Below are 24159 nucleotides of genomic sequence, written 5' to 3' on the forward strand. Positions count from 1 at the left end.
TCCTTTTCAAAGGGGATGTCAATCTATTCCCTTGCTGTTTCCATCTGCTGGTGAAGCGTTTTCAATTGTTCCCGGCAGTATTCCAGCTTCTTCGGTATTTCGGCAAGAGCGTTATTAAGCCTTGTGATGTTACCATGGATGTCCGTGCCTAGTGTGACTGTATGGCTCAGAGCGCCCCTCAGGGTGATCTGATACTGCTTATTGAAGCCGTCAAAGGAAAACAGCATGGAAAATCCCATGTAGCTGCCCAGCTCCTGCGGTTCCGGCGAGGTCATCAGCTTGCAGGCTTCCAGGATGGCCACGCCCGCCTTGGCCTTTTCGGTGTAGTCTATGTCCTTGACGGTCATGCCCGAAAATTTGCTGTCCTCTGTGCTGTGAATTTGCAAATTAAAAGGGATGACATTTTGCAAAATAAAATGGATTAAAATTAGCTTGAATTTATCGGTTTTTGCGAAATAAATTAGACAAATGGGCAAAATTTTTTCACATAGTCACAGTATTTTAGTTAAGATTTTTGCCAAAAAAATGCAGCTAGGATGCCCCTAACCGCATTTTGGCATAAACCTTCTTATCAAGAACCATAAGCTACCTATTACTCTTTTTAAACCACCCTTACACTGTAGCCTGATGCAGGATGAAGATAAGTAAGCGTCAAATAATCCACACCTATTAATACAGAACAAAAGTTGAGAAAATAGACCTGAACACAAAAATGGAGGTGTTCAGGGATGGACAAAAACCTAGCTGAAATCTGGGAACAACGGCTCAGGGAACATGAGCAAAGTGGCCAAACCATTGCCAGCTGGTGCAAACACAACAATATCAGAACCAACCAGTTTTTCTACTGGCGCCGCAAACTACGGCCAGAAAAAAAAGCAAGACCAGCCCCAAATAAAATGGATAGCCGTACCTAAAAACCCGGCCAAAACAAGTGGCATAACCATTACCCTTGGGCAAATAAAAATAGAAATAACCCCGGGATTTGACCCAAAGCTGCTGCGTGAAATCATCGAGGTGCTTACCTAGCCATGATTAATGAAATTACAAACCAGGAAGTATATCTGGCCTGCGGCAGCACAGATCTTAGAAAATCCATAGACAGCCTGGCAGTACTGGTCAAAGAAAGCTTTAACCTGGATCCCTTCAGCCCCTGCTTATTTGTCTTTTGCAACCGCAACCGGGACAAACTAAAGATCCTGCAGTGGGACCATAACGGTTTCTGGCTCTACTACCGGCGCCTGGAGAAAGGTAAGTTTGACTGGCCAGAAAAAAACACCGATATATTAAGCATCAGCTACCGGCAGCTGCGCTGGCTGTTAGATGGCTTATCACTGAAAGAAACCCGGGGCCATCAGGAAGTAAAAGAGCGCACCATAATATAATATAAAGATAATTAGCGAAAAACGAAGAAAATAGCAAATAAATGGTTAAAAATTCATAAAAACATGCTATAATTAAGGCATGAGTACACAAAACAATTCCGCACTTACAATTGAAGAATTGACCATAACCATCCAGGCTTTAGAACAGCAGATTGCGGAACTTAATGCTAAACTAAAATGGTATGAAGAACAATTCCGCCTAAGTCGCCAAAAACAGTATGGAAGCGCCCGCGCAAAAGACCCCGGCTCAACAAATCAGCCTGTTTAACGAAGCGGAAGATACAGCGAGTCCCCAAGCCAAAGAAGAAACCATAGAAACCATCACCTACAAGCGGAAGAAAAAACAGCCTGGACAAAAAGCAGAACAGCTCTCCGAACTGCCGGAAGAAATCATCGAATACAGGATTAGCGAAGAAGAAAAAGTCTGTCCTTGCTGTGGTGGCAAACTGCATGAAATGAGCACTCAGGTCAGGCATGAGCTTAAAGTTATCCCTGCCCAGGTATCAGTAGTAAAACATGTCCAGTACATCTATGCCTGCCGGCAGTGTGAAAAAGAAAACATCAAAACCCCGATCATAAAAGCTGAAATGCCAAAACCCCTGCTGCCGGGAACCTTAGCCTCTCCATCCATACTGGCCTACATAATGGATCAGAAATATACCAACAGCCTGCCGCTCTACCGCCAGGAACAACAGCTATCCCGTCTGGGAATAGAATTATCCAGGCAAACCATGGCCAACTGGATCTTGGCTGCTGCTAATCCCTGGCAAAATCATATATGACCGCCTGCATGAAAAACTCTTAACCAGAGAAATCCTGCACGCTGATGAAACAACCCTGCAGGTACTAAAAGAACCGGGGCGAACAGCAGAAAGCAAATCATACATGTGGCTCTACCGGACAGGAAAAGAAGAACCGCCCATAGTCCTTTATGATTATCAAACCACCAGGGCCAGCAAACATGCAGACAAATTTCTCCAGGGATTTAAAGGGTATCTGCAGACAGACGGCTACAGCGGATACGGCAAATTAAACGGAGTCACCATAGTCGGCTGCTGGGCCCATGCCAGAAGGAAATTCACCGAAGCATTAAAAGCCCTGCCGCCAGAGCAGAAAGACAAACCAGTAGCCGCCAAAGTGGGGCTTGAATACTGTAACCGGCTCTTTGCCGTAGAAAGGCAGTTAAAAGAAGCCACTGCCGAAGAACGATATCAAAAACGGCTGGAAATATCCAAGCCAATATTGGAAGAATTCTACATATGGCTTAAAAAACAAAGACAACAAACGCTGCCCAAAAGCGCATTTGGGCAGGCGATAAACTATTGCCTTAACCAATGGGAAGAACTCAATCATTATTTATTAGACGGTAGATTAGAAATAGACAACAACCGGGCGGAGCGCTCGATAAAACCCTTTGTGATTGGTCGAAAAAATTTTCTGTTTTCCAATACCCCTAGGGGAGCCAAAAGCAGTGCGATAATCTACAGCATAGTTGAGACCGCCAAAGAGAACAAACTGAAACCTTATAACTATCTGATACACCTGTTTGAAAAAATGCCAAACCTTGACCTTACAGATCCGGAAATAGTAGACAGCCTGCTGCCCTGGTCAGAAACATTGCCTGAAAATGTTAGGATGTCATCTAAGGATAATAATACTGGATTAAAGGCTTAAGGGATAGGTGTGTTCTTTTTGACGCTTACATAAACTGTACTTTATGAAGGTGTGTTCCGGCGTTGTGGTGCAGCCGTTTCAATTCCTCATAGGTAGGCTATAAACTTATCTCAGCTGGGGTTTGTTAGAAAATGACATAGTTTCAATTCCTCATAGGTAGGCTATAAACTCACCTCCTTCCTTAAGGGAATGGAGGGCGAACACGTTTCAATTCCTCATAGGTAGGCTATAAACCTTTTATTAGGCAACATTATACCTAATTGGGTTCAATGAGTTTCAATTCCTCATAGGTAGGCTATAAACGTATTGAAAAATGGGTTTCCACACAAAGAAGTGAGTTTCAATTCCTCATAGGTAGGCTATAAACCGGATATGATGATTAAATAAAATTTTGCTTTTATCAGTTTCAATTCCTCATAGGTAGGCTATAAACATGAATGGTTAAATAATGTTGGCTATCCTTGGGCAGGTGAGTTTCAATTCCTCATAGGTAGGCTATAAACCTGCATAAAGCACTAAAAAACCAGTCAGCAGTATGCGTTTCAATTCCTCATAGGTAGGCTATAAACAGTGGCAAATGTCTATTATGTCCTGTATTTCAAAGTGTTTCAATTCCTCATAGGTAGGCTATAAACTACGAGGGAGGAGATGAGTAAGATGAACGACATATTCGTTTCAATTCCTCATAGGTAGGCTATAAACTAATACCTCTGTTGAGCCTTTTATATATCGCCCACCGACGTTTCAATTCCTCATAGGTAGGCTATAAACATCCTGCAATTGATGTAAATATCCTGCTCCTACTTTTGAGTTTCAATTCCTCATAGGTAGGCTATAAACCCGTTGTATTCTCGGTATTATTATATTTATAATAGTTTCAATTCCTCATAGGTAGGCTATAAACGTTGAAATCGAAAAAGAATACAAAGAAAAAATTGCAGTTTCAATTCCTCATAGGTAGGCTATAAACCAGGCGGCTGAGTCATCGGGCCATACAACGGGAAAGTTTCAATTCCTCATAGGTAGGCTATAAACCGCACTTATAGCACTGCCAAAGCCCTTGGTCTACGCGTTTCAATTCCTCATAGGTAGGCTATAAACTTGTGAGCGTGAGGAGGAACATGCCAATGACAAAGTTTCAATTCCTCATAGGTAGGCTATAAACTCCCAGGAGATTTAACTGACTCACCCGGTTTGAGCTGTTTCAATTCCTCATAGGTAGGCTATAAACAAACCCAATTTAAACATCATTTTCATACGAAGATTGGGTTTCAATTCCTCATAGGTAGGCTATAAACCCAAATACGAACAAGGCAAAGGGCAGTTAGTTCTCCTGTTTCAATTCCTCATAGGTAGGCTATAAACGTGCAATGTGACAAGCCAAGCAAGGTAAAAAATGAAAGTTTCAATTCCTCATAGGTAGGCTATAAACGCTTTGGGACTTTTCCCCAAGGAGTGAGTATAATGTTGTTTCAATTCCTCATAGGTAGGCTATAAACTGCCGGACGTAAATCCTAATATAGGTGTTAGGTGGAGTTTCAATTCCTCATAGGTAGGCTATAAACGGCTCCCGGCGGGCCTTAAATAGATTATTTATTTGTCAGTTTCAATTCCTCATAGGTAGGCTATAAACCGACAAAGGACTGGGCAAGCAGACCAGGTTTGTGGCCGGTTTCAATTCCTCATAGGTAGGCTATAAACCCTACGCCCCTTGGCTAAAACACGCTTTGCCAGGGTTTCAATTCCTCATAGGTAGGCTATAAACCATGTATTGATTTGGGAGCAAGCAAACGGGCCAGTCCCGTTTCAATTCCTCATAGGTAGGCTATAAACTTGCGGAGAGCCTCACGGTGCGATTGCGGCTCGAAGGTTTGTAAGCGTCAAATAATCCACACCTATTAATACAGAACAAAAGTTGAGAAAATAGACCTGAACACAAAAATGGAGGTGTTCAGGGATGGACAAAAACCTAGCTGAAATCTGGGAACAACGGCTCAGGGAACATGAGCAAAGTGGCCAAACCATTGCCAGCTGGTGCAAACACAACAATATCAGAACCAACCAGTTTTTCTACTGGCGCCGCAAACTACGGCCAGAAAAAAAGCAAGACCAGCCCCAAATAAAATGGATAGCCGTACCTAAAAACCCGGCCAAAACAAGTGGCATAACCATTACCCTTGGGCAAATAAAAATAGAAATAACCCCGGGATTTGACCCAAAGCTGCTGCGTGAAATCATCGAGGTGCTTACCTAGCCATGATTAATGAAATTACAAACCAGGAAGTATATCTGGCCTGCGGCAGCACAGATCTTAGAAAATCCATAGACAGCCTGGCAGTACTGGTCAAAGAAAGCTTTAACCTGGATCCCTTCAGCCCCTGCTTATTTGTCTTTTGCAACCGCAACCGGGACAAACTAAAGATCCTGCAGTGGGACCATAACGGTTTCTGGCTCTACTACCGGCGCCTGGAGAAAGGTAAGTTTGACTGGCCAGAAAAAAACACCGATATATTAAGCATCAGCTACCGGCAGCTGCGCTGGCTGTTAGATGGCTTATCACTGAAAGAAACCCGGGGCCATCAGGAAGTAAAGAGCGCACCATAATATAATATAAAGATAATTAGCGAAAAACGAAGAAAATAGCAAATAAATGGTTAAAAATTCATAAAAACATGCTATAATTAAGGCATGAGTACACAAAACAATTCCGCACTTACAATTGAAGAATTGACCATAACCATCCAGGCTTTAGAACAGCAGATTGCGGAACTTAATGCTAAACTAAAATGGTATGAAGAACAATTCCGCCTAAGTCGCCAAAAACAGTATGGAAGCGCCAGCGAAAAGACCCCGGCTGAACAAATCAGCCTGTTTAACGAAGCGGAAGATACAGCGAGTCCCCAAGCCAAAGAAGAAACCATAGAAACCATCACCTACAAGCGGAAGAAAAAACAGCCTGGACAAAAAGCAGAACAGCTCTCCGAACTGCCGGAAGAAATCATCGAATACAGGATTAGCGAAGAAGAAAAAGTCTGTCCTTGCTGTGGTGGCAAACTGCATGAAATGAGCACTCAGGTCAGGCATGAGCTTAAAGTTATCCCTGCCCAGGTATCAGTAGTAAAACATGTCCAGTACATCTATGCCTGCCGGCAGTGTGAAAAAGAAAACATCAAAACCCCGATCATAAAAGCTGAAATGCCAAAACCCCTGCTGCCGGGAACCTTAGCCTCTCCATCCATACTGGCCTACATAATGGATCAGAAATATACCAACAGCCTGCCGCTCTACCGCCAGGAACAACAGCTATCCCGTCTGGGAATAGAATTATCCAGGCAAACCATGGCCAACTGGATCTTGGCTGCTGCTAATCCCTGGCTAAAAATCATATATGACCGCCTGCATGAAAAACTCTTAACCAGAGAAATCCTGCACGCTGATGAAACAACCCTGCAGGTACTAAAAGAACCGGGGCGAACAGCAGAAAGCAAATCATACATGTGGCTCTACCGGACAGGAAAAGAAGAACCGCCCATAGTCCTTTATGATTATCAAACCACCAGGGCCAGCAAACATGCAGACAAATTTCTCCAGGGATTTAAAGGGTATCTGCAGACAGACGGCTACAGCGGATACGGCAAATTAAACGGAGTCACCATAGTCGGCTGCTGGGCCCATGCCAGAAGGAAATTCACCGAAGCATTAAAAGCCCTGCCGCCAGAGCAGAAAGACAAACCAGTAGCCGCCAAAGTGGGGCTTGAATACTGTAACCGGCTCTTTGCCGTAGAAAGGCAGTTAAAAGAAGCCACTGCCGAAGAACGATATCAAAAACGGCTGGAAATATCCAAGCCAATATTGGAAGAATTCTACATATGGCTTAAAAAACAAAGACAACAAACGCTGCCCAAAAGCGCATTTGGGCAGGCGATAAACTATTGCCTTAACCAATGGGAAGAACTCAATCATTATTTATTAGACGGTAGATTAGAAATAGACAACAACCGGGCGGAGCGCTCGATAAAACCCTTTGTGATTGGTCGAAAAAATTTTCTGTTTTCCAATACCCCTAGGGGAGCCAAAAGCAGTGCGATAATCTACAGCATAGTTGAGACCGCCAAAGAGAACAAACTGAAACCTTATAACTATCTGATACACCTGTTTGAAAAAATGCCAAACCTTGACCTTACAGATCCGGAAATAGTAGACAGCCTGCTGCCCTGGTCAGAAACATTGCCTGAAAATGTTAGGATGTCATCTAAGGATAATAATACTGGATTAAAGGCTTAAGGGATAGGTGTGTTCTTTTTGACGCTTACGAAGGTTTCAATTCCTCATAGGTAGGCTATAAACAATAGTAGCGGGGATAGCTATTGAGGTGAAGGAAAGTCGTTTCAATTCCTCATAGGTAGGCTATAAACTTGGACTCGACATACCGAAAGCAGTTTTGGAAAGTGAAGGTTTCAATTCCTCATAGGTAGGCTATAAACGAGGCAAAAGCCGCGGGGATAATCACCGAAGATCAGTTTCAATTCCTCATAGGTAGGCTATAAACTTTAGTTCGCAAGATTGCCCCTTATACATACCAAGGTTTCAATTCCTCATAGGTAGGCTATAAACTTGATGAAATTACCAAGCATGAAGGATGGGAAATGTTTCAATTCCTCATAGGTAGGCTATAAACCAATTATCTGGACAGATGGAAGCGATTTATATGAGTTTCAATTCCTCATAGGTAGGCTATAAACTAATATATACATTTTACTTTCCTTTCAATTTCACAGTTTCAATTCCTCATAGGTAGGCTATAAACCATGGCTTTAGTTTGTCTGCTGATGAAGTCAAGGGTTGTTTCAATTCCTCATAGGTAGGCTATAAACTTCATACAAAAAGAAAAAGCCACTCAAGAAGAGCGGCGTTTCAATTCCTCATAGGTAGGCTATAAACTTTTGCGATAATAGTGCTCTTCTAACTCCGGAGCGGTTTCAATTCCTCATAGGTAGGCTATAAACTCAAGAGTATTAGTGCAGCCGAGGGATTTGATTGTTTGTTTCAATTCCTCATAGGTAGGCTATAAACTCGAGCTTGCTTTGGCCTATATCGAGTTGGATAGAGGTTTCAATTCCTCATAGGTAGGCTATAAACCTAATTTAAACGCAGATATGGTAGACGGTGTTCATAGTTTCAATTCCTCATAGGTAGGCTATAAACAGGAGCCGGGAATGTGCCAGTGGGAAATACGGCAAAGTTTCAATTCCTCATAGGTAGGCTATAAACCTGAGTTAACGACCGAGTTTTAAGCTTAAAATATACTGTTTCAATTCCTCATAGGTAGGCTATAAACGAAAGATAGAAAATGCCATCAAAGAAGAAAATAAGCAGTTTCAATTCCTCATAGGTAGGCTATAAACGAACTTATCGGCGTTATGCTGGACCATTACCCGGTGTTTCAATTCCTCATAGGTAGGCTATAAACCCTTAATGCACATTTGGCAGATAATACAAAACACGGTTTCAATTCCTCATAGGTAGGCTATAAACTGCCGGACGCAGCAGTAGAACAAATTGCTTCAGACCTGTTTCAATTCCTCATAGGTAGTGTAAACTTTTAATTTATCTACTCCAAAACCGGAGTAGATTTTTCATTTTCTATTTACCTTTAAGGCTAAGCATCCCTAATTTTATTTGATATAATTTTGTCAAAGTGAATTAGGGTGAGCATCTTGCAAATACTTTACGACTTTAAAATCAGTATGACCAAATACATTAAACTAGGCATAGAGAATCATTTCCCGGCATTTGAAGTATGCCCTAGCTGCAAAGCTAAAGTAAAACTAAAAAGGCATGGCTTTTACTGGAGATATATACACCTCATAAAGAAGGCAGTAAAAGTACCGGTTTGCAGGTATTTCTGCCCCTCCTGCTGTAAAACTATTTCCCTGTTGCCGATCTTCCTATTACCCTACTATCAGCTACCTCTAAGAGTGATTATGAAATTAATCCAATGCGCTGCATCAGGTAAACAGGTTCTTCTAAACCTGAAACGCCAGCATCTACAGTTCATTAAAAAAAGATTTATGAATAACTTAAACTGGATAGAGGCCTTTTTTAGGGATAAGGGTTACGGCGGTTATATTATGCAGGATAAAAAAGAAAAAGCCATGAAGCTCATGGATTTGATTAACACTGCAGCCACAGTGGAAACCTTCAGCCAAAGGTTTCATAATCACTTCCTAAGAGCGTTCATGGCCCAACCAAATGCAAATTAATTTTACTACAAAAAGCGTTAAAAATTAAGTTAAATCTTGAACCACATAACTTTTGCGTGGAGCCACGGTCTTTCTTCCTCTAAAATGTTTTTTGAGAGTTTCTAGCCGGCTAGCTACAAAAAAACATTATGAGGAGTAAGAAAAAATGGATGAAAAAGAAAGAGAAGCAGTTGCCCTATTTCGTTACGGCCTAATTGCGCCCATTTTAAATGGACAGGTTACCAGTCAAAAAGACTATCTAGCTCAAATTGCTAGTCACGCCCATGATGTGCCCCACTACGGCGTAAAAGAATTTGCCCCTAAAACGATAGAATTTTGGGTTAAAGCATATCGTAGATGTGGTTTTGAGGGATTAAAGCCTAAGGGTCGGTCTGATAAAGGTTCTGTAAGAAACATCCCCGAAGAATTGAAAGAAAAAATTTTGGCTTTGCGTAGCGAACATCGGGAACTGAATGTAACGTTGTTTTATGAAAAACTGGTTAAAGATGCACTCTTTTTGCCTCAAAATATCTCATACTCGACCCTATATAGGTTCCTAAAAATGAAGGGCTGGTAGGGAAAGTAGAAACTAAATCTCCCGACAGAAAAAGATTCAGTTATGAAGAAGTGAACATACTTTGGCAAGGCGATATGGCAGTAGGCCCCTATATTATTGTTTCCGGTAAAAAGGTTAGGACAAATCTATTTGCTTTTATTGATGATTGTTCAAGGCTTGTTCCCTATGCTGAGTTCGTTTTATCCGAGAAATTTGATTCCCTAAAGCATGTGTTTAAAGAAGCATTAATACGTAGAGGCATTCCTAAGATGATCTATGTGGATAACGGTAAAGTATACAAATCGGACCAGTTTAGCATAGCATGTGCTTCGTTAGGTATCACCTTAATTCATACCAAACCCTATGATGCGGCAAGTAAAGGGAAAATCGAACGTTTTTTCGGTACCGTACGCCAGAGGTTCTTGCCTACTTTAACTAAAGATGCTCTTACTTCAATCGAGACCTTAAACCAAGCCTTTTGGCGTTGGCTGGAGGAAGATTATCATCGAAAGGTTCATTCCGCTCTTGAGATGAGCCCACTAGACATGTTTATGTCTCAGTTTAGCCGGGTAAAAATGATAGATAACCCCAAAGCTTTGGACGCCCTTTTCTTAAAAAGAGAAAAGCGTAAGGTTAAGCATGATGGCACTATCTCAATTAATTCCTTGCTTTTTGAAGTGCCTCCCCAGTTTATTGGGCAACAAATCGAGGTTCGTTTTGATCCTGAAAAACTAGAACAGGTGTTTATCTATGTAGAGGGGAAAGAAGTGGCCAAAGCTTTGCCTGTAATTTACAGTGATAACGCCAGAATTAAAAGGGAAAAAAAGGCAAAAGGAAAAAGAAGAAGCCGCGCTATCCTTTCAGGAAATGTATGATTCCAGGGAGGGAACATAATGTATAGAGCATTTTACTCTCTAAGCAGAAAACCATTTACCAAAGAAATTGAGACAAAGCACCTTTTTCCCTCTAAAAGCTTTACTGAATTAATGGCACGGCTTAATTACCTTAAAGATTCAAGGGGCATTGGGGTGGTAGTGGGTGAGCCTGGTGCCGGTAAAACTTCTGTCCTCAGAAACTTTGCTTTAAGCTTAAATCCCTCACTTTACAAAGTTATTTATTTTCCTTTGTCTACAGGTACGGTGATGGATTTTTACCGGGGACTGTGCTATGGGCTAGGTGAAGAACCTACCTTTAGAAAAGTTGATCTATTTAAGCAAATTCAAGAGGGAGTAACCAGCCTATTTTATGAAAAAAAGATAACTCCTGTATTTATTCTAGATGAAATGCAGTTATCTGACAAGACCTCTCTAAATGACTTAAGCATCCTGTTTAATTTTACAATGGATTCGGATAATCCGTTTATTTTGGTATTGGCGGGATTGCCTTATCTACTGGATCGTTTAGCTTTATCCCATAATCAGTCGTTAAATCAGCGTATTATCATGCGTTACAAGGTCACACCCTTAGATAAAGAAGAGGTGAAAAACTATATCTTACATCACCTGGAGTTAGCAGGTGCTAAATTTGAAATATTTTCTCCACAAGCAGTGGAGGCTATTGCCACCCGTTCTAGGGGATGGCCAAGACTCATCAACAATTTAGCTACTAACTGCCTGCTTTATGGGTGCCAGAAAAGACTTGAATGTATTGATGAAGAGGCGGTAATTAAATCTGCTCAGGAAGCAGGTCTTTAAACTTAAGAACTACGGCTGCTTAAAAAAACTGGGCAGATTGATAGATTAATTCGCCCTGCTGCTAAAGAAAATGGTATGTGAGGCTTATGATATGACAAAGCCACATATCCTTCACTGTTAGGCATCTGCCCGAGGAGGGAGGCTTAAATTAAAATGCTAAAACAAGGTAAACTATTATACTCTAGCCAAAAGGACCGTTGGGAGATCCATGGAATAGACGACGAACCTTTCTCTCTACACTGTGGGGAATGCTTTGAGATTAAGGTTGGGGAAACATTCTTGCCTTGTCGTATTGAAATAGATAGGGATTGGGTATTGTACTTTGCTAACTCTATGTTTTATCTGCATCCGGCATCAAGGTACAGTGTAAGAGGGGTTTAGAAAGAGTGATTCTTGGCAGAGGAATATATGTCAGAATGCGGTTAGGGGCATCCTAGCTGCATTTTTTTTTTGGCAAAAATCTTAACTAAAATACTGTGACTATGTGAAAAAATTTTGCCCATTTGGCTAATTTATTTCGCAAAAACCGATAAATTCAAGCTAATTTTAATCCATTTTATTTTGCAAAATGTCATCCCTTTTAATTTGCAAATTCACAAGGTAGGCTATAAACCCAATTCGTATCATGGATAATGTTGCAAGAGAAAAAGCTAGTTTCAATTCCTCATAGGTAGGCTATAAACGGCATTTAGCCACACCCCGCTTTCGAAGTCATCCCATGGTTTCAATTCCTCATAGGTAGGCTATAAACTAGCAAGTGATCTAAGCTATACCTTATTGCCTTGTCAAGTTTCAATTCCTCATAGGTAGGCTATAAACGTTTAATCTCCTCTATAGCCTGCTTTACATCATCGTTTCAATTCCTCATAGGTAGGCTATAAACAGGCTGCGGCATTGAAGTAGCGGAAGTCGCAGAAGCCGTGTTTCAATTCCTCATAGGTAGGCTATAAACTCTGTTGCAAGGCGTGAGTTAGCAGCTGCAACAGTAGGGTTTCAATTCCTCATAGGTAGGCTATAAACCACATTCCCGGCTCCTCCGTTTAGCAAGAGGTTGCTAGTTTCAATTCCTCATAGGTAGGCTATAAACCCGTGAACAGTAGGGGTAAAGCTGGCAGGCTTGCCGAGTTTCAATTCCTCATAGGTAGGCTATAAACGCGTCCCGTCTGCTCAAGCCGGGCCTGATGCGAAGTTTCAATTCCTCATAGGTAGGCTATAAACCCGTTCTGGTGTGAAAAAAATTTAGGCTTTTCAAGCCTCTTAGGTTTAATGATATTTTGTACAACTGTTAATGTCAATAGCCAAAAATCCATATAACTGTCCAGACTTCCAGATCTCGCAAGGGATACAAGGTCCTGCTGGTTGTCGTCGAACCCTGGGCTTTTTTGCACTACTGTAGTTCGACGACAGTTATAAGCTAAATAAAAACTCCTTCTCCGCCTTTTTTTACTCCCATGGACTCCCGATTGGTATACCTTGTTGTCCTAAAGGTATAAAAAAGACAGGAATCCTCTTCTTCATTGATTACTTTTTGCAACTCCATTTTTAGCTTTTTATAATTGGCATCGCTGATCTCTCCTTCCAGTACAGAATTTTGGACCCAGTTCAAGTATTTTCTGGCTTTTTTCAGCACTTTATTGACTCTTTTAACATTCACATCATACACCAGGATTACAAACATTCCATTCACCTACTCAAGGTTTTACCACCTGGCGACAAAAGGCTTATATTCCCGCTCGCCCATTAGATGCTTTTCCAACTTGTATAATTCCATTCTGATTAAACGCCGATAAGAAACCTCTCTCCCCAGTTCCCGGTGTTTTATTGTGGTTTTAAGCTTGCCGTCTATTTCTTCAGCAAACAGCCTTTTTGCGCCGTCTTTCAGTACTATGCCTTCCATGTTTTTTTCAAAGTCCTTTTTGGTAATCATCTTTTTGCCCAGCAATGTAAATATTGCCCTGTCCACCAGTATAGGTTTAAAGATCTCCGCTATATCCAGGTTCAAGGTAAAGCTCCTGAAATTTGTGGAGTGCAAAAAACCTATTCTTGGATCCAGATGGGTCTTGTAAATTTCGCTAAGGACCATTGTGTAAATAATGGAATTGCCAAAACTAAGCAAACTGTTAAGATGGTTTTTGGGTGGGCGGCGGCTTCTCTGCTCAAAGACAAAATCTTTGTTATCGATGATAATATCAAAAGCTTGATAGTAACACTCCCTGGCATTTCCCTCCACAGCCATTAGTTCCGTAATTTCTCTGCAGGAATCGATTTGCGCTTCGTATTCCTCAATGCGCTCCAGGAATGATTTAAGCTCCTTGCCCCTATTGTCGTAGTATTTCAGCACCTGTCTGATATTTTTCAGCGCCCCTGTAATAATAGCTTTGGCCAGTTCCAACCGCTTTAGCTTATCCTGGTAAAACTCCGCCTGTTTCAGGATCATATACCCGGAATTTAAGTGTTCACGGGGATAAAAAGTGCCCATATAATAGCCATGATAATTAAAGTAGTGTAATAGAATTTCCTTTTGCGACAACAGCTCCAGCAATTTTTTGTTAAAACTGACTTCCCCGAAAACAAAGATATCGCTGATATCCTCTACGGGCAAGAACCTGTTAGTTTCTTCGCAATGAAATTTAAGTGTATTGTCCTGTCTTTTCAGTTCGCCGTCCGAAAAGATGTAAATAACTTTTTTCATGGTTATCTCCCCTACGACCAGCAAAATTCAGCATAAGCACAGTTTTTGCAGAACTTTATTTTAACCGGCTCAGGAGGCTGCTCCAGATATGCTATGCGCAATATATCTTTAACTGCCGCTTCCAATTCTCTTCTTAAAGCATCGGTCAATTCCACTGTCTCCACTCTTCTCTCTTCGGGGAAACGCAATTCACCCTTTGCATTTAGACCTAGCTTTTCTACTTCCATTAAATAATAAGCCAATTGCATCCTGGAGCTTTTTTCAAACCTGGAAGTTTTCTTTACTTCAGCAATTACTAACCCGTCTTGCCCTCTTTTTATAATATCGAGTTTAATATTACCCAAGCTTATTTCTTTCTTTTCCCTTTGGTATGCTTGTTCATGAATAAACCGTCCCACATCCACGTTAGGGTTATCCTGCTCAGGAACGATATGCCGGGCCATCAACCATACCTCGCGGTGGCAAATATAGTAATACCAGATAAGGGTGCCGGTAACATGAAGGTCCTTATCATTCATTTTCCTTTAAAACTCCTCACTTAACTACAAAAAAGCCAAACCGGCTTCATCTCTAAATCCTGTGTACTCATCGTAATAATCTTTAATTTGTCCGGGGGGTATCCAGTAGAATGTAGCATTCACTCCATTTCTTGCTGAAAAAGGTACCGGTAAATTCTTTTTTATCCTAGAAATCCTTACCTGTATCATATACATGCTCATTTTAGCCAGAATGCTTTTTAACTGGGCTTTTTTTACAAAAATATTTTCATCATTTTCATAGAAAGATTTCACTAACTTTTCATAAGCATCTGCCAGCCCAGTAGCGCAATTATCCCATTCAACAAAAACGTCAGCAATTTCTCCCGTGTTTTCAATAAGTTTAAATTCCATTATACGACTGAAATCCAGTTTGAGTATCCCTTCTTCCCAAATGGTTCTAGACTCTTCAGCAACACCGTTTTCCAAAGCCTGAAGATAATAAGTATTGATTAGCTCGCGGTAAGCAGTTTCCGGAATTTCATTTTTCCCCTTAAAATACTCTCTGGTTTTTGTTAAATTGTGCAAGCCGTATACATAACTGTTATCGGACGCAATCTCTACTATATAAACCGGCAAGTAGTCACCTTTTTTGCCTTCACGGTTTACCCTTCCCGCAGTCTGAACCACAGATTCCAGGGGAGCCAAATCCCTAAAAGCCATATCGAAGTCCAAATCCACTCCCGCTTCAATGGTTTGTGTCGATACCATGAGAAACGGAACTTTCATAGCCAACAAATTTTTAGCTTCTGAAATAACCTCTCTTCTTTTTAAGGGAATAATATTCGTTGACAAATATAAAACAGGACATTGAAAGCAGACTTCTTCCGCAATTTTGTTATAAATCTCAATACTTCTTTTAATCGTGTTAACGACAACTAAAACTGAACTCTTACGATCCCATTTTTCTTTAAGTAGAGCTATAAATTCATCCGTAGTCATTTTTTTGTCCAGTATAGGAATGAATTTTGTTCTTCTCAGGTCACGAAAATATCTTTCGTTGTCACTTAATAATTCAACCACTTTTGATTCGCGCTTTTGCCCTTGCAACAATAGATCCCCAAACTCAATTATTTTAGGTTGGGTAGCAGTCATTAAAATAAATTTAGTCCCATAGTATTCTGCCAGCTTTTGGATAGTAGCCCCGATTAAGGGTAAGTATTTTTCAGGCAAGGACTGTATTTCATCCAAAATGATTATACTTCCAGCAATTTTGTTAAGCTTTTTTAATGCCCTGTTGCTGGCACTGAAAATAGAATGAAAAAGCTGTACAAAAGTTGTTAAAATTACGTCAGCTTCCCACGATTCCAATTCTAAAAGAATTTTTTCCAAAGAACCTTCATCTTCGAATTCTCGGGTACACTGTCCAGCAATATCCGCAAGTTGGTGATTAATCAAAACTTTTAACTCGTTCCCTAAAATATTGATGTAATCATCTTTTGTCTGTTCAATGATATTAATAAAAGGAATAGCCGCGATAATCCTTGGTTTGTAATTTGCTAAAACAGCTAACCGTTCCCGCAGCAAAAGCGCGCTCTCCAAAGCTGCCAAAGTTTTTCCTATACCTGTTGGAGCCGTTAGTGTAAATATTTTGGTATTGATGATTTCCTTATCACTCATACTTACAATAGTATCAATTATGGTTTTTCGGGCTTGCTCTCTTTTATTATTAATTACAAAATTATTGTTTTGTTTCTTTTTTATGTATTCCACAACCTTTTCATGGCTTACAATATTGCTTTTCTTTTTTTTAATTCCTGCAGAATTCAACTTATCTGCATCTATTAGAACAGAAAAAAGATAGACTAAAATAAAAAACCATTCTTCGCTTTTAGCCCTGGTTTTTAAAAACTGAGGCATTAAGCTAAATAACCGATCTTTCTGTAAAGCTTCAATATCAAGGCAAGCAATAAAGTCGTTTGAAGTCATACGCATCTTTTCTGGAAAATCTACTAATATTTTATCGGCATTATTGATCATATTTTCAGCCTGCCGTTTAAGTTGGCCCCAATTTTCCGAGCCTTCCTTAAATAAACCGTATAAACTAAGATTCCCATGATGCAACCTGACTACGAGGTAAGCCAAAAAATTTAAACACATGGTGTCAATTTCTTCAGTATTTCCTGAAATTTTTTGTTTCAGCAAGTTAAATAAAAAGCAGGCAGAAATATGAGCATGATTTTTCAGAACAGAGTTGTTCTTTTGTAACAAATATTCTTGAAAGAAATCCATATATTTCCCGACATCATGATAAAAACCAATCAATTCTGTAAGCATATTAATTTCTTTTGTAGTTACTTTTGAAAAACCAATGGCCGGAGAAACGCTTAGCATACTTTCCTGACTTACCGACGTCAAATGGTCACGAAGTAATTGTTTAATATTTTGTTTTATATCGTAGTGGGCATAATATTTCGTATTAATCCCCCCATTTTTAAAGAAAAGGCATTGAGCACTACATTCCTGACACTACCCAATGCCCGAAATCTTATTCCATCCAAACTATACATTCTCCGTTGTTTAATTGAATACAGTTTGTAATCCTTGCATTTATCGGATTCATATTCAGGTTTATAATCATATGTCCTTTCCCTTGTGGAGTTAGCTTTCGATTTAAGTCAAACTCCAGAGGCAATTCTTCTTTTATTAAGGATAATTCGGTAGAATTATCCAGAACGAGTTCCTTAATTTTAGCTGCAGGTATGATAGAATAAATTGGATATATACCTTCTGTGGTTATTTCTGTACCTTCAAAGCTGTTTTCAAATTCCAACCAGCCCAAATTTTGAGCAATACCTAAGCCTAAGGAAATTCCTTTACTCAAATATCCATAGCTTGTACCAGTCAGCAACTGTTTTAATTCTTCAAAAATGTCTGGTTCACGATGACAAAACCATACTTTATAATCCAAGTAACCGTTAACAATATCCTGGGGTATTATTAGTTCTGTTGCTGTTTGACTGTGATGTTCTTTAGAGCCGTTTAAATCATTTGGCGACTTAACCATTAACAAATTTAGTTTTTGAACTGTTTTCTTAATAGGTGAGCATAAAGCTACAGCAATATAACATTTCTGCAAAGAAAAAAGGTCATAGTAACTGTCTCTCTTATAACCGAGTAGACCGGCTAAAATGCCGATAATAGTAGTTCTTGGCGGTATAGTGTAACTTAGGGCTGAGGAATTAGAATAATACCGTCTGAAATGAGCCATCTTCCCTTTAAGGTGGAAAGCTAAAATTTCCATTTTAATGCACCTGTTTTTAATTAGTAAAATCTGCCCATAAATCTACGAGCTCATAAGAGGGCATGTTCATTAGATTATCTTTGGAAGCAAAAGGATGAACCCAGCCAACCACACGTTCTATATAACCATCACGCTTCATCTTATTAATAGTGGCTGTCATATTGCTAAAATCTACTTTCAAGTCTTCCAGCTTTCTTATAGCTTTATTGGCATCATAAGAAACCTGCAAAAACCTTCTTAAATCACCTAGGTAACCGTCAAACTCCGGTTTATAAAGTATTTCCAGGTAAAAAAGCGGCGTTTGCCCTTGTTTGCTGTCAGTCTGGTTACTCATCATTCCCTGAACCAGTGCTTTTCTAAAAATTTCCCTATCTACGAAGGTCATACCTGTCAATTCTGCGCTATATTTGTTTATGGTACCGCAATGGGCTATTAAACCATAATAAATTTTATATTTCTTCCCAAAAGTAGAGTTGTCATCATTCATGATGGAAGTAATAGTGTTCGATTTAACGAGTTCTGCAGGATGCAAGGAATAACCCCAACTTATTTGGACCGGCCCCGTAAATGTTTTGGAAACTCCTTCTACAGCCATAGCACTACCAAAAAGGCGTATATCGATCAATTCCCTTTTTATCAATTCCGTTAACAATAAATTATTAAGAACTGTTAGTTGCGATTTAATATTTTTATCTTTTTTCTCTTTGAGCTCTAAATACTTTTCGTAATATTTATTTTCGTTATTCCCTAAAATCCAGTTCTCTTGTAAAATTTTATTTTCCGATAAAATTTTATTAATCTTTGTAGTATCTCTTAAAGATTTTTCAATAATATAGTTAAACATCTCGTCCATGGGCACTTTTCTTTCTCCTAACGTATCAACAAAAATGGGGTACCCCTTATGTTTAAGTATTTCTCTAACGTCTCTCTTACGCCTGGCATCACTTACTAAAACAGTGGAAGTTTCATAATCCATTCTTGGCTTGTTTTCTTGATCGGGATCGCCATTCGGATTAGTCAGTATTGCTTCAAAACCGAACAAAAAATCACTATTTTGTTGGATTATCATAATAAACTCTCTCCTTACTATTTTGTATTTTCCACGTTATCATCAGCATTAAGTTCTTGTTCCAAAACCTCTTTTTCTTCGTCAGTTAAATCAGGAGCCCTGTTACCTACCATGTAGGCATAGCCGGACATTAAATAAAATACATTAGCGTGATCATTATAAGGCCATGCTTGTTCCAGATTTCCAAAGTTACAATGAAATTTCTGCATTAAATTTTCGCTAAAAAGAGTGAATTTATTATACTGGCGCAGTTTCTCGATGATATCTTCATATAGTCGTAATATCTCGTTTATATTCATACCCTGGAAATTTATTTTCTTTAGAATAGGTTTGGTTTTATGTTCTTTCTGATATTGAGCTACTGCAACCCTGTGCAAAAGACAGCCTAAGTAAAAAAGAGCTCTTGCTTCTTTTTGAAATCCTTGTTGAGTCAAGAATTTCTCCATATCATTTATTGATTCAAGTATAGGTGAACCAGCTGTTTTTTCTGCCCTTAACACCTCATCCCCTCCTTTAGATATTATAAATACTTTTTTATCAAGCAAATTTAATTTTTGGCATGTCCTCATTAACACCAAATATCCCATAATGATATTTTTAATAAAAAAATCTTGTTTGTTAGGAAAAAAGTTATATAATCTTAAATTCAAATAATTATCGATTTCTGTTTTTTCCAGCTGCTTCAAGCCCTTTTCCAAAGCCTCCGTTGCATAGAAAAAAAGGACATTTGCTAAAATTTTTTGCTTATTTAACATGGCTTTGTATAGAGACAAAACTCTGCCTACGTCAATCTGTTCTTTTTTCTTATTAGTTTTAACAGGAATCAGGTTATAAACAGTACCTAAAGACATATACCTCAAATGTTCTTTTAAAATTTGATGTTGTTCGCCAATTGTCCTGACCACTTTAGTAAAATATAAAGTCGGAACATCCTCAATAACTTGCAATATTGTGACCGAGTTTCCATCGGTCCGGTAGACCAAAAAGTTGAGACTATACTGGTCGCTAATAAAATAAGTAAAATAAGATTCCAGTTCTACGCTTTTCAGCCATTCTTCTGCATCTTTGCTTTGAAAAGCAAAGTCTATTGAATTCTTAAATTTTTCAAGATTCATATAGTCAAAAGGTTTTAATATGCCCTCAGCCAAGATAAAAGCACTTTCTCCGGCAATCTTGCCGATAAATTTTTCATTAATTATTTTTTCACCGGCTAATAACTTTTGATAACAATTGTTGCACATTGCATAATTATCGTTATAGCCATTCTTATTAATATTTCGTGCTGAATTAATCGTAGTAGTCGTAAATATTTTATTAATTCCCGTACGACTAAAAATTACAGTATATTCACTGGATACGTCTGGTTTTACCTGATGGCAAATGTAACATATACCTGAGTTTTTCAAATTATTGGTATGCTTACTCTTTGTTAAGTCCTGCTCCTCTGCTTCCAATTTGTTAGCTTTTCTAACAAGAGCAAGATAATCTTCATGTTGAGGTAAAATTATCCGGCTACCATCCTCCAGCTTTACTGCAGGGATTACCAGCACAAATTTATTTGATTTGTTTTCGCTTTGAAAGGTGCGCCTGATGAAATCTTCAAACCCGATTGTCCCACCATTAACTTTTAACCCTTTTTTACTATCTAAAACAATAGTTTTTATATCCTGGTTAGCAAATTGTACAAATTTATCAAGCGCTACACTTCCTGCTCCTTTTTGTGCACCAAGCGTGACTAAACCAGCTTCTGCCATTTTTCTCAAAACAACTGCTAACTGGCTGTCTCCCATTCCTAATTTTTGCAAGTTTAAATGCAAATCATTCCAGACACTCCCAAGAAGATAATGTAAAGATTCTACTTCCCTTGTTAAATAATATTGTAAAGCAGCTGCAGGATTGTTTCCGAAGTAATTATATTCGACAGGCATTTCAGAGTTATAGGGAATTAGGTCTTCAAAGGTAATGTTATTTAGAAACAAATCAAATACTAGAAAAACTATATAGGGATTATCGTTTTCTTTGAATTGCCGTTTTGGTTTTCTTATTAAAGATGATAAACTAGTGTCGCCTGCTTGTACCGTACTGCCTATCAAAGCAGTTATCTCTGGCAAGTTCATTTAAAATCCCGCCTTTATTATGACTATAATTTATTTAAAGTGTAAAATAATATAACAAATTTGTCAATATTTTACTTGGGTATTTTTTCTTAATTTTTATTCCAAACAGTTTTAAAAAAATAACTATCGAGAAACATAGGATGTACAATTACAATTACAGACATTCTCATCAAATTTGGCAACCAAGAACATTTTGAAAATGTTTTAAAACAATCTCCTGGACATATGATCTATTTTTGATAAAATAGTTGTTACAATAGTACTACCTACGTGGGATTGAAATTTATGTCTATACTTTATCTATTTAGTCTACCTATGAGGACTTCGTGTTTTTTGTAATTACCACACACCCAAATCCCTGGCTGTTTTTACTCCCAATGCCTGCATCCACCGCCATTTGCAGCAGCTCTTTGGGCCCGGTCAGTTCCAATTTCCCGGAGTAACCCTTGATTACGGTATCCTTGTATCTTAAGACATGCAGCTTTGTTTGCCCCATACTCCGGACACACACCTCCCCCGGCGGGGCTTCCTGACCGGCAAAAGCCAGGTATTTTTTGCGCAGGTTGTGTTCTACCAGTTTCGCATAGTCAGGTTCACCGGGTTGAAAGTAACAAGTATACTTTCTGCCGTCGGGTCTGAACATCGTACTGTACACCACAACGGGAGACAGGGTTTTTACCGTTATCTTTTGAGACTCCACCTGCTGCCTTTCTACCTCAATCCTCTCTATTTCCACCCGGTTATCACCCAGCCGGAGGTACTTCCCAAATAAGATCCCATTGGCCAGGGATTGGCAAAATTCATCCACAGGGGAAGAAATTACTAACTTCACTAAATCACTGAAAATAATTCGGTCTTTTTCCGGTTCCAGTTGATAGTTGCCAATCAACCTGGAAAAAGCAAACAGCTTAAATCTACGATTTCCATATTCATAGCCTTTTTCATGGAGAAAAGCTGCCAGTTCAGGCGAAATAGCGTTGTAGATAAAACCTTGCAAAATATGGTTATACTGTACCGGCAATACTAACTTCTGCTGTGCATTAATTACTAGGGTAATCTGCAAGTTGCTAACCTCCTGATATTTTGGAAGCAGTCATATCTTAGGGATGCCTGTTCCTGCAATTTAGCCCTTCCGTTTAAAATCACGGCTGGATAATACTATATTTTGCAACTTTAACTTTATTTGGCATAGAGCCCATAATATTCTTTGACATATTTTACTAATATCCTGCCTATTTTGAAAAAATACTTGCCTTCTATTAACTAATAAGAAATATCAACAAACAAAAAACCCGCTCCTAAGTTTGAGCAGGTTATGGTTTGCAGACAAAGCCCGCATGTATTATTTCGCTCTGGACACGCTCGCACGCCGTTACCGGCAGCATAGCTGCCGACGGCTGGGCGAAACAAGTCCCGCTCCATAATACATGCGGGCTAATAAGAGTTTGTCGACGGTCTGAAATCTGCTCCTAAAGAATTGAGCAGGTTATGGTTTTTACAGTATCTTGCTTAAAAACTCCCTGGTCCTGGGGTGTTCGGGATTGGTAAAAATTTTTTGCGGGGTCCCTTCTTCCAGGATCTGCCCGTCGTCCATGAAAATCACCCGGTCGGCAACCTCCCGGGCGAAACCCATTTCATGGGTAACTACCACCATGGTCATGCCTTCCCCGGCCAAATCCTTGATTACCGCCAGCACTTCGCCCACCAGTTCGGGGTCCAGGGCGCTGGTGGGTTCATCAAACAACATCACCTTGGGCTGCATGGCCAGTGCTCGGGCAATTGCCACCCGCTGCTGCTGCCCGCCTGACAATTGAGTAGGATAGGCATGAGCTTTATCTTCCAGCCCCACTTTGGCCAAAAGCCGCTTGGCCCTTTCCCTGGCTTCCGCCGCCGGCACCTTGAAAACAGTCAAAGGCCCTTCCATCACATTTTGCAGTGCCGTTTGGTGGGGAAAGAGGTTGAAACGCTGAAACACCATGCCCACCTGGCTGCGCAAACGGTAGATATTTTTTCTGCTGTCATCCACCAGGCGTCCATCGGGGAGCTTTCTTTTACCCACCGGCTGGCCGTCAATGGTAATATATCCCGAGTCAATGGTTTCCAGGTAGTTTAAACAGCGCAAAAAGGTGCTCTTTCCTGAACCGCTGGGACCGATGATCACCACTACCTCACCTTGCTTTACGGTGAGACTGACGCCCTTTAATACCTGTAATTTGCCAAAACTTTTGTAGATGTTCTCTGCCACTATCATCTTGCTGCCACCTTTTCCTACTGCCCGTCAGCCACTGCCAGCCGTTTTTCCAACAGACCGATGATGTAGATGAAAAATGTTGTCAAGAGCAGATACAACAGTGCCACTGTAAGATAAATTTCCATGGAGCGGAAGTAGGTGGTATCCAAGAGCGAGCCGGTCCGCATCAATTCAACCATGGTAATAACAGACACTAAAGAAGTATCTTTCATTAAGGCAATGAATTCGTTACCCATGGGAGGCAACAGTCTGCGGTAAGCCTGCGGCAATATCACTCTCCGCATGGCCTGGGTATAAGACATGCCCAGGGAAAGGGCGGCTTCCATTTGCCCTTTATCTATAGATTGGATGCCTGCCCTGATAATTTCCGCAATGTAAGCCCCGCCGCAGATGCTCAAGCCCGCCACCGCGGCGGTAAAAGCATCCAACTGCAATATGCCTGCCTGGGCTAACCCGTAGTAAAGGACATATAATTGCACAAGAAGGGGGACTCCCCGGATAACCCAGGTGTAAATCCCCCCTAATATCACTAAAATTTTAAAACGTGATATTTTGGCCAGGGCTACAAACAATCCGATAATAGTCCCGAAAAAAATTGCCAAGACAGTCAGTTCCACAGTCATAACCACCCCTTTGAGCAAAAGGGGCAAGATTTGCAATTCAAAAGCAATGTCAATCGGACCAAACCGCATTGTTTCACCC

19 protein-coding genes, 2 pseudogenes and 3 CRISPR repeat arrays are annotated in these 24159 nt (G+C 40.0%); of the genes and pseudogenes, 10 read left to right on the forward strand and 11 right to left on the reverse strand.

What is annotated here, in order from left to right:
• Positions 1 to 23: 23 nt before the first annotated feature.
• Entirely contained in the window at positions 24 to 347 is a 324-nt protein-coding gene (locus EYS13_RS08235) for a hypothetical protein (RefSeq protein WP_227767720.1), read from the reverse strand.
• A 381-nt stretch (positions 348 to 728) separates the two neighbouring features.
• On the opposite strand from EYS13_RS08235, the gene tnpA (EYS13_RS16510) reads away from it, so the two are divergent.
• The 10 genes and pseudogenes from tnpA (EYS13_RS16510) to EYS13_RS16515 all read left to right on the forward strand — a co-directional run bounded on the left by tnpA (EYS13_RS16510) (position 729) and on the right by EYS13_RS16515 (position 11929).
• Positions 729 to 914, forward strand: coding sequence for an IS66 family insertion sequence element accessory protein TnpA (gene tnpA / locus EYS13_RS16510; protein ID WP_423055306.1), 186 nt, complete (start codon positions 729 to 731; stop codon positions 912 to 914).
• Positions 915 to 1028: 114 nt separating this feature from the next.
• On the forward strand, positions 1029 to 1382 hold the full coding sequence (gene tnpB, locus EYS13_RS08245) for an IS66 family insertion sequence element accessory protein TnpB (RefSeq protein WP_227767725.1): 354 nt from the start codon (positions 1029 to 1031) through the stop codon (positions 1380 to 1382).
• Positions 1383 to 1461: 79 nt separating this feature from the next.
• A pseudogene (tnpC, locus tag EYS13_RS08250) lies at positions 1462 to 3056 on the forward strand (IS66 family transposase).
• A gap of 75 nt (positions 3057 to 3131) precedes the next feature.
• Positions 3132 to 4889: a CRISPR direct-repeat array (repeat unit 30 nt; unit sequence GTTTCAATTCCTCATAGGTAGGCTATAAAC).
• A 124-nt stretch (positions 4890 to 5013) separates the two neighbouring features.
• A complete protein-coding gene (gene tnpA / locus EYS13_RS08255; protein WP_227761716.1) occupies positions 5014 to 5310 on the forward strand; it encodes an IS66 family insertion sequence element accessory protein TnpA in 297 nt (98 codons plus the stop codon).
• Between the two features lie 2 nt (positions 5311 to 5312).
• Positions 5313 to 5660 (forward strand): IS66 family insertion sequence element accessory protein TnpB, encoded by a 348-nt coding sequence (gene tnpB / locus EYS13_RS08260; RefSeq protein ID WP_227761717.1) that lies wholly within the window; start codon positions 5313 to 5315, stop codon positions 5658 to 5660.
• Between the two features lie 84 nt (positions 5661 to 5744).
• Positions 5745 to 7340, forward strand: coding sequence for an IS66 family transposase (tnpC, locus tag EYS13_RS08265; RefSeq protein WP_227761718.1), 1596 nt, complete (start codon positions 5745 to 5747; stop codon positions 7338 to 7340).
• Between the two features lie 33 nt (positions 7341 to 7373).
• A CRISPR array of direct repeats spans positions 7374 to 8658; the repeat unit is 30 nt; unit sequence GTTTCAATTCCTCATAGGTAGGCTATAAAC.
• 115 nt (positions 8659 to 8773) lie between these two features.
• The gene (locus tag EYS13_RS08270) at positions 8774 to 9319 is read left to right on the forward strand and encodes a DUF6431 domain-containing protein (RefSeq protein WP_227761719.1); all 546 of its coding nucleotides are present in this window, start codon (positions 8774 to 8776) and stop codon (positions 9317 to 9319) included.
• Between the two features lie 145 nt (positions 9320 to 9464).
• Positions 9465 to 10729 (forward strand): annotated as a pseudogene (locus EYS13_RS08275) (transposase).
• 18 nt (positions 10730 to 10747) lie between these two features.
• On the forward strand, positions 10748 to 11548 hold the full coding sequence (locus EYS13_RS08280; RefSeq protein ID WP_227761720.1) for an ExeA family protein: 801 nt from the start codon (positions 10748 to 10750) through the stop codon (positions 11546 to 11548).
• Between the two features lie 153 nt (positions 11549 to 11701).
• The gene (locus tag EYS13_RS16515; RefSeq protein WP_227761721.1) at positions 11702 to 11929 is read left to right on the forward strand and encodes a DUF5348 domain-containing protein; all 228 of its coding nucleotides are present in this window, start codon (positions 11702 to 11704) and stop codon (positions 11927 to 11929) included.
• Positions 11930 to 12201: 272 nt separating this feature from the next.
• Positions 12202 to 12766: direct repeats of the CRISPR family, unit length 30 nt; unit sequence GTTTCAATTCCTCATAGGTAGGCTATAAAC.
• A gap of 196 nt (positions 12767 to 12962) precedes the next feature.
• Here EYS13_RS16515 and cas2 read toward each other — a convergent pair.
• The 10 genes from cas2 to EYS13_RS08335 form a co-directional block, all read right to left on the reverse strand.
• Entirely contained in the window at positions 12963 to 13226 is a 264-nt protein-coding gene (gene cas2 / locus EYS13_RS08290; protein ID WP_227761723.1) for a CRISPR-associated endonuclease Cas2, read from the reverse strand.
• Between the two features lie 21 nt (positions 13227 to 13247).
• Positions 13248 to 14240, reverse strand: coding sequence for a type I-B CRISPR-associated endonuclease Cas1b (cas1b, locus tag EYS13_RS08295; protein WP_227761724.1), 993 nt, complete (start codon positions 14238 to 14240; stop codon positions 13248 to 13250).
• A gap of 11 nt (positions 14241 to 14251) precedes the next feature.
• A complete protein-coding gene (gene cas4 / locus EYS13_RS08300) occupies positions 14252 to 14758 on the reverse strand; it encodes a CRISPR-associated protein Cas4 (protein WP_227761725.1) in 507 nt (168 codons plus the stop codon).
• Positions 14759 to 14782: 24 nt separating this feature from the next.
• A complete protein-coding gene (gene cas3, locus EYS13_RS08305) occupies positions 14783 to 17134 on the reverse strand; it encodes a CRISPR-associated helicase Cas3' (RefSeq protein WP_227761727.1) in 2352 nt (783 codons plus the stop codon).
• 130 nt (positions 17135 to 17264) lie between these two features.
• On the reverse strand, positions 17265 to 18020 hold the full coding sequence (gene cas5, locus EYS13_RS08310) for a CRISPR-associated protein Cas5 (RefSeq protein ID WP_227761728.1): 756 nt from the start codon (positions 18018 to 18020) through the stop codon (positions 17265 to 17267).
• 16 nt (positions 18021 to 18036) lie between these two features.
• Positions 18037 to 19089: a CRISPR-associated protein gene (locus EYS13_RS08315; RefSeq protein ID WP_227761729.1), complete on the reverse strand. Its 1053-nt coding sequence runs from the start codon at positions 19087 to 19089 to the stop codon at positions 18037 to 18039.
• Between the two features lie 17 nt (positions 19090 to 19106).
• Complete coding sequence (locus EYS13_RS08320) at positions 19107 to 21206, reverse strand: TM1802 family CRISPR-associated protein (RefSeq protein WP_227761730.1); 2100 nt, start codon at positions 21204 to 21206, stop codon at positions 19107 to 19109.
• A gap of 313 nt (positions 21207 to 21519) precedes the next feature.
• The gene (gene cas6, locus EYS13_RS08325) at positions 21520 to 22269 is read right to left on the reverse strand and encodes a CRISPR-associated endoribonuclease Cas6 (RefSeq protein WP_227761731.1); all 750 of its coding nucleotides are present in this window, start codon (positions 22267 to 22269) and stop codon (positions 21520 to 21522) included.
• 432 nt (positions 22270 to 22701) lie between these two features.
• Complete coding sequence (ehuA, locus tag EYS13_RS08330) at positions 22702 to 23457, reverse strand: ectoine/hydroxyectoine ABC transporter ATP-binding protein EhuA (RefSeq protein WP_227761733.1); 756 nt, start codon at positions 23455 to 23457, stop codon at positions 22702 to 22704.
• A gap of 17 nt (positions 23458 to 23474) precedes the next feature.
• Positions 23475 to 24149, reverse strand: coding sequence for an amino acid ABC transporter permease (locus EYS13_RS08335; RefSeq protein ID WP_227761734.1), 675 nt, complete (start codon positions 24147 to 24149; stop codon positions 23475 to 23477).
• Between the last annotated feature and the right edge of the window lie 10 nt (positions 24150 to 24159).

It is taken from the genome of Zhaonella formicivorans, assembly GCF_004353525.1.
Taxonomy (GTDB): Bacteria; Bacillota; DUOV01; order DUOV01; family Zhaonellaceae; genus Zhaonella; species Zhaonella formicivorans.